Source organism: Pseudomonas sp. LAIL14HWK12:I10 (assembly GCF_900184205.1).
In the GTDB taxonomy this organism is placed as follows: domain Bacteria; phylum Pseudomonadota; class Gammaproteobacteria; order Pseudomonadales; family Pseudomonadaceae; genus Aquipseudomonas; species Aquipseudomonas kermanshahensis.
In genome coordinates, this window is record NZ_FXWU01000005.1 from 76,183 (window position 1) to 88,655 (window position 12,473).

At 64.3% G+C, this 12,473-nt stretch carries 8 protein-coding genes; 6 read left to right on the forward strand and 2 right to left on the reverse strand.

From position 1 onward, the window contains the following. Positions 1-73: 73 nt before the first annotated feature. Positions 74-1,567: an aldehyde dehydrogenase family protein gene (locus QOS90_RS12940; protein ID WP_085272951.1), complete on the reverse strand. Its 1,494-nt coding sequence runs from the start codon at positions 1,565-1,567 to the stop codon at positions 74-76. A 497-nt stretch (positions 1,568-2,064) separates the two neighbouring features. On the opposite strand from QOS90_RS12940, the gene peaA reads away from it, so the two are divergent. From peaA to QOS90_RS12965, 5 genes are all read left to right on the forward strand, one after another. Next, positions 2,065-3,630, forward strand: a complete 1,566-nt coding sequence (peaA, locus tag QOS90_RS12945; RefSeq protein WP_085272950.1) for a quinohemoprotein amine dehydrogenase subunit alpha — start codon at positions 2,065-2,067, stop codon at positions 3,628-3,630. A gap of 47 nt (positions 3,631-3,677) precedes the next feature. Beyond that, on the forward strand, positions 3,678-5,108 hold the full coding sequence (gene peaB, locus QOS90_RS12950; protein ID WP_085272949.1) for a quinohemoprotein amine dehydrogenase maturation protein: 1,431 nt from the start codon (positions 3,678-3,680) through the stop codon (positions 5,106-5,108). A gap of 1 nt (position 5,109) precedes the next feature. Next, on the forward strand, positions 5,110-5,433 hold the full coding sequence (gene qhpC / locus QOS90_RS12955; protein ID WP_008091708.1) for a quinohemoprotein amine dehydrogenase subunit gamma: 324 nt from the start codon (positions 5,110-5,112) through the stop codon (positions 5,431-5,433). A gap of 32 nt (positions 5,434-5,465) precedes the next feature. Further along, a complete protein-coding gene (gene peaD, locus QOS90_RS12960) occupies positions 5,466-6,587 on the forward strand; it encodes a quinohemoprotein amine dehydrogenase subunit beta (protein WP_085272948.1) in 1,122 nt (373 codons plus the stop codon). A gap of 131 nt (positions 6,588-6,718) precedes the next feature. After that, the gene (locus QOS90_RS12965; protein WP_085272947.1) at positions 6,719-8,392 is read left to right on the forward strand and encodes a fatty acid CoA ligase family protein; all 1,674 of its coding nucleotides are present in this window, start codon (positions 6,719-6,721) and stop codon (positions 8,390-8,392) included. Positions 8,393-8,428: 36 nt separating this feature from the next. Here QOS90_RS12965 and uvrA read toward each other — a convergent pair whose 3' ends face one another. Beyond that, positions 8,429-10,945: an excinuclease ABC subunit UvrA gene (gene uvrA, locus QOS90_RS12970; protein ID WP_085272946.1), complete on the reverse strand. Its 2,517-nt coding sequence runs from the start codon at positions 10,943-10,945 to the stop codon at positions 8,429-8,431. Between the two features lie 316 nt (positions 10,946-11,261). Here uvrA and QOS90_RS12975 point away from each other — a divergent pair, with 316 nt between their 5' ends. After that, positions 11,262-12,437, forward strand: coding sequence for a M20 aminoacylase family protein (locus QOS90_RS12975; protein WP_027593448.1), 1,176 nt, complete (start codon positions 11,262-11,264; stop codon positions 12,435-12,437). Positions 12,438-12,473 lie beyond the last annotated feature (36 nt).

A 12,473-nucleotide genomic window follows, 5' to 3' on the forward strand; every position in this document is an offset into this window, starting at 1 on the left:
GGCTGCTCCTACAGGGACCGCGTGCTTTTGTAGGCGCAGCCTTGTGCTGCGAAGAGGCCGGTATAGGAAAAGATCAGAGCTTGATCAACACTGACTTCAGCTCGGTGTAATGCTCGATGGCCGACGCGCCCATCTCGCGGCCGACGCCTGACATCTTGTAGCCACCAAACGGCAACGCCGGGTCGAGTGCGCTGTGGCAGTTGACCCACACCGAGCCCGACTTGATACGCGGGATCATCCGGTGCACCGCCCCCAGGTCGTTCGACCAGATACTCGCCCCTAGCCCGTAGGGGTTGTCGTTGGCCATGCCAATCACTTCGTCGAGGTCATCGAAGGGCATAGCCACCAGCACCGGCCCGAAGATTTCTTCCTGCACCAGGCGATGACGCTGGTCGACATCGACGATCACCGTTGGCTTGACGAAGTAACCCGGCCCGAAGCCTTCGCCGCCGCAGGCAATGGTCGCGCCCAGCTCACGGCCGAGTTCGATGTAGCCGGTGACACGGTCCTGCTGCTTGGCCGAGATCAACGGGCCCATCTGTACCGAAGGGTCCAGCCCGCTGCCCAGCTTCATGCCATTGGCGATACCGGCGATGTCGGCGATCACGTTGTCGAAGTGCTTGCGGTGCACATACAGCCGGGAGCCTGCGCAGCACACTTGGCCCTGGTTGAAGAAGATAGCTGTGGCAGCGCCGGCAGCGGCTTCCTGCAGGTTGGCGTCGGGCATGACGATGGTCGGCGATTTGCCGCCCAGCTCCAGTGTCACGCGGGTCATGTTGTCCATGGCCGCTTTGCCGATCAGCTTGCCGACCTCGGTAGAGCCGGTGAAGGTCAGTTTATCGACGCCGGGGTGGCGGCTCAGGGCTGCGCCGGCATTCAGGCCGGTGCCGGTGATCACGTTGAACACGCCTGCCGGGTAGCCGGCTTCCTCGATCAGCTCGGCCAGTTTCAGTGCAGTCAGAGGGGTTTCGTCGGCCGGTTTGAGCACCACGGTGCAGCCCGTGGCCAAGGCTGGGCCCAGCTTCCAGCAGGCCAGTAGCAGCGGGAAGTTCCAGGCGACAATGGCACCTACCACGCCTACCGCCTCGCGGCGGACAAAGCCGTGGAACTGGTCGTTGGGCATCAAAGGCATCGAGGCTTCGACGGTGCTACCCTCGATCTTGGTGGCCCAGCCGGCCATGTAGCGCAGGAAGTCGATGGCCAATTGCACGTCCATGACCTTGGCCACTGCGGCGCTCTTGCCGTTGTTCAGGCACTCAAGCTCCGCCAGCTGTTGCGCGTCACGCTCCATCAGGTCGGCCAGGCGCCACAGCATGTTCTGCCGCTCACGCGGGCGCAGGCGGCTCCAGCGCGAGTCGTCGAAGGCTTGGCGCGCGGCCCGCACGGCGCGGTCGACATCGTCGGCGTCGGCGGCGGGTACTTCGCCCAGCACCTCGCCGGTGGCCGGGTTGCGGAACGACAGGGTGCGACCGCTGGCGGCGTCCTGCCAGTCGGCGCCGATGCGCATTTTCAGTTTGCGTTCGAGGAAGGCGCGGGTGGCGGGCTGGATGGGCAGTTCGGAAAGCATGGGGCGGTGCCTCTTGTCATTGGAATGTGAGCGAGGCTTGCGCAATGGGCGTGCCAAGGTCGTTGATGGGCCGCAAGGCCTTGAGGCGACTGGGGTTTGCCACAGTGCAAGGGCGTAATTGCAGGGTTGCGCTGTTGCACATTGAGACTGTGTGAGACGGTGGTGAAACAGTGGCTATACCGGCCTCTTCGCGGGGCAAGCCCGCTCCCACAGGGATAGAGCCGAACCCAGCCGCTGCGGCGTTTCGGTGGGAGCGGGCTTGCCCCGCGAATGGCCTGCAGAGCAGGCCCTGTCTCAGGATGAAACACCCTGTCGCGAAATGGCACGCTTCGGCTCTACCCCGGCGTGCCTGCGCAACCACGCGAAACCTACTAAGAGGCTGAAATACAACAACTTTTCAGCATGTGGCACAGTTTCTGTATCACAACTGTCACATGCACACCTGCTGTACCAAAGCGTGCGAGAACGATAAGAACAACAACCGTGGAGGTCTGACCTTGAAGACGACTCGACTCCGCCGGCATGCGGGCAAACTGGCGCTGGTCGCCGCCGCGCTGCTGAGCACCCAGGCCATGGCGGCCGAGCAGGGCCCTAACCTGTTGCAAACCAAGTGCATGGGGTGCCATATCCCCGAAGGCAACGACACCTACAGCCGTATCAGCCATCAGCGCAAAACGCCGGAAGGCTGGCTGATGAGCATCGCCCGCATGCAGGTCATGCACGGCCTGCAGATCAGCGACGATGACCGGCGTACCCTGGTCAAGTACCTGGCCGACAAGCAGGGGCTGGCGCCCAGCGAGACCGATGGCGTGCGCTACGCCATGGAGCGGCGGCTGAACACCGTCGAACACTTCGACCAACAGCTCAGCGAAACCTGTGGCCGTTGCCACTCCGGTGCCCGCGTTGCCCTGCAGCGTCGCCCGGCCCAGGAATGGGAACACCTGGTCAACTTCCACCTCGGCCAATGGCCGTCTCTCGAATACCAGGCCCAGGCGCGTGACCGTGACTGGCTTGAAATCGCCCTCAAGCAAATGGTGCCGGACCTGGCCAAGCGCTTCCCGCTCGACAGCCCGGCCTGGGCAGAATGGCAACAGGCCAGGCCCAAGGCCGATGCCTTGCCAGGGCAGTGGGCGTTCAGCGGTCACATGCTGGCCAAAGGCGATGTCCGTGGGGTGATGACGGTCAGTGCAGGGGAGGCTGACACCTTCAAGGTCGAGGTCAAAGGCAGCTACGCCGACGGCACGCCGTTCAATGGCAGCGGCTCGGCGATCCTTTACAACGGCTATGAATGGCGCGGCAACGTGAAGGTGGGCGACAGCAACCTGCGCCAGGTATTCGCGGCGCTGGATGGCGAGATGAAAGGCCGCATGTTCGAGGCCGATCACGACGAGCGCGGCCTGGACTTCAGCGCGGTGAAAGACGGCAAGGCACGCCTGCTGGCAGTGCAGCCAGCATTCATCAAGGTGGGCAGCGAAAGCGAGATCACCCTGGTCGGCAGCGGCCTGACGGGCAAGCCGGAACTGGGCGCAGGTGTTGAAGTGACAGAAGTGCTGGAGGCCACCCCGACCCTGGTGCGGGTCAAAGCGCGCGCGGCGGCAGACGCCAAGCCAGGCCAGCGAGACGTCGCAGTGGGCGCACTCAAGGGCGTCAACCTGGCGGTTTACGACAAGGTCGACGAGGTCAAGGTGGTGCCGGCGTTCTCCATTGCCCGCATCGGCGAAAACGGCGCGTCCGTGCCGAAGGTGCAGGGGCGCTTCGAAGCCGAAGCCTGGGGCAAGGACGCCAGCGGCCAGCCGCTGCGCATCGGTTACCTGCCCGCCCAATGGAAGGTCGAGCCGTTCAACGAGCGTGCCGTTGAGGACGAGGACGTCAAGTTCGCCGGGCAGATGCAGGCCGACGGCGTCTTCGTACCCGGCGGTGCGGGGCCTAACCCGGCACGCAAGATGATGACCAACAACGCTGGCAACCTGAAAGTCATCGCCACCCTGGCTGACGGCGGCCAGACCGGCGAGGGCCACATGATCGTCACCGTCCAACGCTGGAACAACCCGCCCTTGCCATAAGGCAGGTGTGAACGCGTTTTCCAACGGATCGATTATCGGAGGTCGCCATGGGCGCACTATTGAACCTGGTCGAACGCAACCTGCACGAAGTGCAGGTGGATGCCGACCGCATGCTGTTCCACATCCCTAGCAGTTCGCTGTTTGCCACCGACGCGGTGACCGGCGGCATCATCGACACCCTGCGCCAGCAAGGCTGCTCCGCCGAGGAGCTAATGCAGCGCCTCGGTCAGCAGTTTGCCGGCGCCGACATCCAGGACACCCTGCGCGAGCTGATCGCCCTGGAAGTGGTCAGCGACGGCTCACCACTGACGCCGGAAATCGCCCTCAAGCAGGTCGAGCGCACGGCCTTGAACACGGTGGTGCTCAACGTCAACACCGGCTGCAACCTCAGCTGCACCTATTGCTACAAGGAAGACCTGGACAAACCCTCTGCTGGCAAGAAGATGAGCACCGCCACTGCCGAGGCCTCGGTGGAGATGCTGCTCAAGGAGTCCCCTGACGAGCAACGCTACAGCGTGGTGTTCTTCGGCGGCGAGCCGTTGTCCAACCGGCCTTTGATCGAGCACATGGTCGCTTACTGCGAGCGGCGTTTCGCCGAGGCCGGCAAGCAGGTGGAGTTCATCATGACCACCAACGCCACCTTGCTCACCGAAGAGATCATCGACTGGCTCAACGCCCACCGTTTCGGGTTGTCGATCAGCATCGATGGGCCGAAGACCGTGCACGACCGCAACCGCATCACCGTGGGCGGGCAGGGCACCTATGATGTGGTGCGGCGCAAGGCCGAGATGCTGTTGTCACGCTATACCAGTCGCCCGGTGGGCGCGCGGATCACCCTGACCCGTGGCATCACCGATGTCGAGACCATCTGGAATCACCTGTTCAACGAGATGGGCTTTGCCGAAGTCGGCTTCGCCCCGGTGACCTCGGGCGACCTGTCGGCATTCAACCTCACCAGCGACGAACTGGTGCAGGTGTTCGCCAACATGAAGGCCCTGGGCCGTCGCTACCTGGAAGCCGCGCTGGAGCACCGCAACATCGGCTTTTCCAACCTGCACCAACTGATCACCGACATCCACGAGGGCCACAAGAAGGCCCTGCCGTGCGGCGCCGGGCTGAAAATGCTGGCGGTAGACCATGAAGGTGAATTGAACCTGTGCCACCGCTTCACCGGCTCCAGCCTGCCGACGTTCGGCAACGTGCACCAAGGTGTGAAGCAGGCCCAGCTCAATGACTTCCTGTCGCAACGCCTGGACCGCAGCAACACCGGCTGCGAGAGCTGCCGTATTCGCAACCTGTGCTCCGGTGGCTGCTACCACGAGAGCTATGCCCGCTACGGCGATCCGCAGCACCCGACCTACCACTACTGCGAGCTGATGCGCGACTGGGTCGACTTCGGCATCGAGGTCTACAGCCGCATCATGGCCGCCAACCCGGCCTTCATCGACCGCTACATCACCCCGCGGAAGGCGCACTGACATGAAGCACTTGAAGCCCCTGAACAACAAGGCGCGCATCCTCGAACAGGCCGCTGCCGAAGACCGTGTCGAAGAAGTCATGGCGATGAGCGCGGTGGCAGGCTGTACCGCCACCACCGACCCGGGTTGGGAAGTGGACGCCTTTGGTGGCGTGAGCTCGCTGTGCCAGCCCATGGAAGCCGACCTTTACGGCTGTTCCGACCCTTGCTGGTGGCCAGCGCAGGTGCCGGACATGATGAGCACCTACCAGGACTGGAACGCCCAGGCGACCAACTCCCAGGACGACTGGCGCAACCTCGGCACCGTGTTCCCGAAAGACAAGTGACCGGCCCAACAAGAATGACAAGGGGAAACCGCATGAAACCTGGACTCTGCGCGCAGCTCGCGCTCACCGTCGCCGCCACGGCCAGCGCCTGGGCGGTACAGGCTGACGACACCGGGCCGGCCTTGAAGGCTGGCCATGAATACCTGATCGTGACCAACTACCCGAACAACCTGCATGTGGTGGATGTGGCCAGCGATGCGCTGTACAAGAGCTGCCGCATGCCCGATGCGTTCGGCCCCGGCACCGCGATGATGGCGCCGGACAACCGTACCGCCTACATCCTCAACAACCACTACGCCGACATCTACGGCATCGACCTGGACACCTGCAAGACCACCTTCCACGCCAACTTGTCCAGCGTGCCTGGGGAAGTCGGCAAGTCGATGTATTCGTTTGCCATCAGCCCTGATGGCAAAGAGGTGTATGCCACCGTCAACCCGACCCAGCGCCTGAACGATCACTATGTGGTCAAGCCGCCGCGCCTGGAGGTGTTCCGCACGGCCGATGGCCTTGATGCGAAACCGGCGCGTACCTTCCCGATGCCGCGCCAGGTGTACCTGATGCGCGCTGCTGACGATGGCAGCTTGTTCGTGGCGGGCCCGGACATCTACAAGATGGACGTGCAAACCGGCAAGTACGAGGTGGCATTGCCGCTGCGTACCTGGAACCGGCCCGGCTACAGCGCCCCGGATGTGCTGTATTTCTGGCCGCATCAGAGCCCTCGGCACGAGTTCTCGATGCTCTACACCATTGCCAAGTTCAAGGACGAAAAGCAGGACCCGAATACCGCCGAACTGCTTTACGGTTACCTGAGTGTCGACCTGAAAACCGGCAAGACACACACCCAGGAATTCGCCGACCTGACCGAGCTGTACTTCACCGGGTTGCGCTCGCCGAAGGACCCGAACCAGATCTACGGCGTGCTCAACCGCCTGGCGCGGTATGACATCAAGGAACGCAAGCTGATCAAGGCGGCTAACCTTGAACACACCTACTACTGCGTGACCTTCGACAAGAAGGGCGACAAGCTGTACCTGGGCGGCACCTTCAATGACCTGGCGGTGTTCGACCCCGAAACGCTGCAGAAGGTGAGGAACATCAAGCTGCCGGGTGGGGACATGTCGACCACTACGCCGCAGGTGTTCATCCGCTAGATACAAGGTGGACTTACCGGCCTCTTCGCAGCACAAGGCTGCTCCTACAGGCCACCGCGTTCCATTGTAGGAGCAGCCTTGTGCTGCGAAGAGGCCGGTTCAAACAACACAAGAACAACAAGAGAACGCCCATGCCCCAGCCAAGCTATTCCCAGGGCAACCAGGACAAACCCCTGCTTACCCACTGCATCGGCGACGCCTTCGACACCACCGTGGCCCGCTTTCCCGACCGCGAAGCCCTGGTGGTCCGCCACCAGGCCTTGCGCTACACCTGGCGGCAACTGGCCGAGGCGGTCGACCAGAGCGCGCGCGCACTCATGGCATTGGGCGTGCAAGCCGGCGACCGCCTGGGCATCTGGGCGCCCAACTGTGCCGAGTGGTGCATCACCCAGTTCGCCAGCGCCAAAGTCGGAGCGATCCTGGTCAACATCAACCCAGCCTACCGCGCAAGCGAGCTGGACTACGCCCTGGGCCAGGCGGGTTGCCGCTGGGTGATCTGCGCCGATGCCTTCAAGACCTCCGACTACCATGCCATGCTGCTGGGCCTGATCCCGGGCCTTGCCGAGGGCCACCCGGGCGCACTGGCCTGTGAGCGGTTCCCCGAATTGCGCGGGGTCGTGAGCCTGGCCGCCTCACCGCCACCGGGCTTTCTCGCCTGGCATGCCCTGCAGGCCCGCGCCGACGCCATCAGCGCCGAGGCGTTGGCCACCCGCCAGGGGCAACTGCACTGTGACGACCCGATCAACATCCAGTACACCTCCGGCACCACCGGCTTCCCCAAGGGCGCCACGCTGAGCCACAGCAACATCCTCAACAACGGCTACATGGTGGGCGAAAGCCTGGGCTTGACCGAGCACGATCGGCTGGTGGTGCCGGTGCCGCTGTACCACTGTTTCGGCATGGTCATGGCCAACCTGGGTTGCATGACTCACGGCAGCACGTTGATTTACCCCAACGACGCCTTCGACCCACTCGCCACGTTGCGCGCAGTGGCCGAGGAAAAGGCCACCGCGCTGTACGGCGTGCCCACCATGTTCATCGCCGAACTGGACCACCCGCAACGCAGTGCCTTCGACCTGTCGAGCCTGCGCACCGGCATCATGGCCGGCGCCACCTGCCCGATCGAAGTGATGCGACGGGTCATCGACGAGATGCACATGGCCGAGGTGCAGATTGCGTATGGCATGACTGAAACCAGCCCAGTGTCCTTGCAAACCGGGGCCAATGACGACCTGGAGCGCCGCGTGACCAGCGTCGGCCGCACCCAGCCACGGTTGGAGAACAAAGTCATCGATGCCGATGGCCGCACAGTGCCGCGTGGTGAAATCGGCGAACTGTGCACCCGCGGCTACAGCGTAATGCTGGGGTACTGGAACAACCCCAAGGCCACGGCCGAGAGCATCGATGCCGAGGGCTGGATGCACACCGGTGACCTGGCGGTAATGGACGAGCAGGGCTATGTGCGCATCGTCGGGCGCAGCAAGGACATGATCATTCGGGGCGGCGAGAACATCTACCCACGTGAGCTGGAAGAGTTCTTCTTCACCCATCCAGCGGTGGCCGATGTGCAGGTGATTGGTGTGCCCTGCAGCAAGTATGGCGAGGAGATCGTCGCTTGGGTGCGCTTGCACCCGGGGCATGCAGCCACCGAAGACGAGCTGCGTGACTGGGCGCGGGCGCGGATTGCGCACTTCAAGGTGCCGCGCTATTTCCGCTTCGTCGATGAGTTCCCGATGACGGTGACCGGCAAGGTGCAGAAGTTTCGCATGCGCGAGATCAGCATTGCGGAACTGTCGGCGGGCTAATGGCATGGGCACCGGCGAGGCCGGTGCCCAGCACCGCTACAACGCCTTGGCCAGGAAGCTGGCGGTACGGCTTTCAACGCACCCGGCGACGGCCTGCGGTGTGCCACTGGCCACGACCTTGCCCCCCGCATCCCCAGCCCCCGGCCCGATATCGATCACCCAGTCGCTTTGCGCCACCACGCGCATGTCATGTTCGACCACCACCACGCTATGCCCGGCATCCACCAGACGGTTGAGTTGTACCAGCAACCGGTCGATATCCTGGGGATGCAGCCCGTTGGTGGGTTCATCCAGTACATACAACGTCGCCCCGCGCGCCGTGCGCTGCAACTCGGTGGCCAGCTTGATGCGTTGCGCTTCACCGCCAGACAGCTCCGTAGCCGGTTGGCCCAGGCGCAGGTAACCCAGGCCGATATCCTGCAGCACTTGCAGGCTGCGCCGTACTGACGGCTGTTCGGCGAACACCGCCAGGGCGTGTTCAACGGTCAGTTGCAGCACCTGGGCGATGTTCATCCCTTGCCAGGTCACCGCCAGTGTCTCGGGGTTGTAGCGGGCACCGTGGCAGGTTGGGCAGGGCGCGTAGACACTGGGCATGAACAACAGCTCGACGCTGACAAACCCTTCGCCCTCGCAGGTTGCACAGCGGCCCTTGGCGACGTTGAAGGAGAAACGCCCGGCATCGAAGCCTTGCGCCTTGGCGTGGTCGGTGGCAGCAAACAGTTTGCGCACGGCGTCGAACAGGCCGGTGTAGGTGGCCAGGTTGGAGCGGGGGGTACGGCCGATGGGTTTCTGATCGACCTGCACCAGGCGCTTGATGCTGCCCAGCCCTGCCTTTACCCGGCCGCTGCTGGTTTGTTCGGGGTCGTCCTCCAGGCTCTGTTCTTCGCGCTCGGCAGGCTGTTCGGCATGGCCCAGGTGCGCGCCGACCAGCTCCAGCAGCGCCTGGCTGACCAGGCTGGATTTGCCTGAACCGGAAATACCCGTCACGGCGGTGAAACACCCCAACGGGAACTGAGCGCTGAGGTTGTCGAGGTTGTTACGGGTGATGCCTTCCAGCGCTAGCCAATCCTGCGCCTGGCGTGGTGTGCGAACGGCCTGGGCGTGCTCGCCGAACAGGTAGGCGCGTGTGCACGATTGCTCGACCCGGGCGAGCCCCTCGGGCGGGCCACTGTAAAGGATGGTGCCGCCGTGTTCGCCGGCGGCAGGGCCAACATCCACCAACCAGTCGGCGCGGCGCATGGTGTCGAGGTCGTGCTCCACCACATAGACCGAGTTGCCGGCCTGTTTCAGGCGCTGCAAGGCCTCGAACAAGGCCTCGCTGTCGGCAGGATGCAAGCCGGCCGAAGGCTCGTCGAGCACATAGATCACGCCGAACAGTTGTGAGTTGAGCTGGGTGGCCAGGCGCAGCCGCTGCAGCTCACCTGAGGACAGGCTTGGGGTACTGCGCTCCAGGGCCAGGTAGCCCAGCCCGAGGTCGAGCAGGGTGTCGATGCGCGCCAGCAACTCATGGGCGATACGTTGGGCGGCCAGGCGTTTTTCCAGGGTCAGGTCGTCCTGGTGCTGTTCCAGGTAAGCCGGCGCCGCCACCGTGCGGAACACCTCGGCCAGCGCCTGCAACGAGAGGTGCGACAGCTCGGCGATGTCCAGGCCTGCGAAGGTCACGCTCAGCGCTTCGCGCTTGAGGCGTTTGCCCGCGCACAGCGGGCAGGGGCTTGGGCGCATGAACTGCGACACGCGCTTGCGCATCTGCGCGCTTTGCGAGTGCATGAAGGTGTGCAGTACGTAGCGCCGGGCGCCGCTGAACGTGCCCTGGTAGCTGGGTTCCTGCTTGCGCTTGAGAGCGGCGCGGGTTTGCGCCGGGGTCAGGCCGGCGTACACCGGGGCGGTGGGGGTTTCTTCGGTGAACAAGATCCAGTCGCGCTGCGCTTGTGGCAAGTCGCGCCAGGGAATATCGACGTCATAGCCCAGGGTTACCAGGATGTCGCGCAGGTTCTGGCCCTGCCAGGCCATGGGCCAGGCCGCCACCGCGCGCTCGCGGATGGTCAGTGAAGGGTCCGGGACCAGGGTTGCCTCGGTCACTTCATAGACGCGGCCCAGGCCGTGGCATTCGGGGCAGGCGCCCTGGGGGGTGTTGGGTGAGAAGTCTTCGGCATACAGCATCGCGTGCCCGGCCGGGTAATGGCCGGCGCGCGAGTAAAGCATGCGGATCGAGCTGGACAGTGTGGTGACGCTGCCCACTGAGGACCGCGCGTTGGGCGTGCCGCGTTGCTGTTGCAGGGCCACCGCTGGCGGCAGGCCTTCGATGGTGTCCACATCGGGCACGCCAACCTGGTCGACCAGGCGCCGGGCATAGGGCGCGACGGATTCGAAGTAGCGGCGCTGGGCTTCGGCATACAGGGTGGAGAAGGCGAGCGAAGACTTGCCCGAGCCCGATACGCCGGTGAACACCACCAGCGCGTCGCGGGGGATATCGACATCGATGTTCTTGAGGTTGTGCTCGCGGGCGCCACGGACGCGGACGAAACCGGCAGGGCTTGGGTGACGTTGTGGCATTGGGCACTCCTTGGCTGGGGAGGGGGCACGGTAGCAGTGTTTTGGGATTTGTAGGTGCTTGCCTTGAGGTTTTCAGCGCCTGGCAGATCGAGCGCCGCGCGGGCGGCGCTCGATCGCCTAGGCGCTAAAGATCTCAACCCGTACCCCTGGCGGCCCTCATGCAATCCCCCATGCCCAGTTCCACCCTGCGGAACCACATTCGATTGTGCTCCCCCCATCACTCGCGTTTATCTGTCAGCCAACACGACCTGCCTTCCCCGTCGTGATCTCAACGCGAACAACAAGAACGGGAATTACCCGCGCAAGGAGATTCCGCATGTCCCGACATCAACACATCCTGGCCTGGCTCAACGACGTGGCCAGCGACCTGCACGCCATCCGTCACGACATCCATGCACACCCGGAACTGGGTTTTGAAGAAAACCGCACCTCAGCGCTGGTGGCCCGGCTGCTGCAAGCCTGGGGCTACGAGGTTCACACCGGTATCGGCAAGACCGGCGTGGTGGGGGTGCTGCGCAACGGCAGCAGCCCACGCAAGCTGGGGCTGCGCGCCGACATGGACGCGCTGCCGATCCATGAGGCCACCGGCGCGGCCTACAGCAGCCGGCACCAAGGCTGCATGCACGCCTGCGGCCATGACGGCCACACCACCATGCTGCTGGGCGCTGCGCGTTACCTGGCGGCGACCCGGCAGTTCGATGGCACGCTGACGCTGATCTTCCAACCCGCCGAAGAGGGCCAGGGCGGCGCCGAGGCGATGCTCGCCGACGGCTTGCTGGAGCGCTTCCCCTGTGATGCCCTGTTCGGCATGCACAACATGCCGGGGCTGCCGGCAGGGCACCTGGGCTTTCGCGAGGGGCCGATGATGGCCTCGCAGGATTTGCTCAGCGTAACCCTTGAAGGCGTAGGCGGGCATGGCTCGATGCCGCACCTGACCGTCGACCCGCTGGTGGCAGCGGCCAGTGTGGTGATGGCGTTGCAGACGGTGGTGGCGCGCAATATCGATGCCCAGGAAGCCGCGGTGGTCACTGTGGGGGCACTGCAGGCGGGCGAGGCGGCCAACGTGATTCCGCAGCAGGCAGTGCTGCGCCTCAGCCTGCGGGCGTTGAATGCCGAAGTGCGGGCGCAGACCCTGGCGCGGGTACGCGCGATCATCGTTAGCCAAGCCGAGAGTTTTGGCTGCAGCGCCAGCATCGAACACCGGCCGGCGTACCCGGTACTGGTCAACCATGCCGCAGAGAACGCCTTCGCCCAACAAGTGGGCGAGGAACTGCTCGGTGCCGACGCGGTGGACGGCAACACCCGCAAATTGATGGGCAGCGAGGATTTCGCCTGGATGCTGCAACGTTGCCCAGGCGCCTACCTGTTCATCGGCAATGGCCTGTCGCGGCCGATGGTGCACAACCCGGCCTATGATTTCAACGACGACATCCTGCTGACCGGCGCCGCTTATTGGGGCGCGCTTGCCGAGCGCTGGCTCGAACCCGCCTGACCTTTCTTTGACGACTGCCGCTGGAACCTGGGCGCG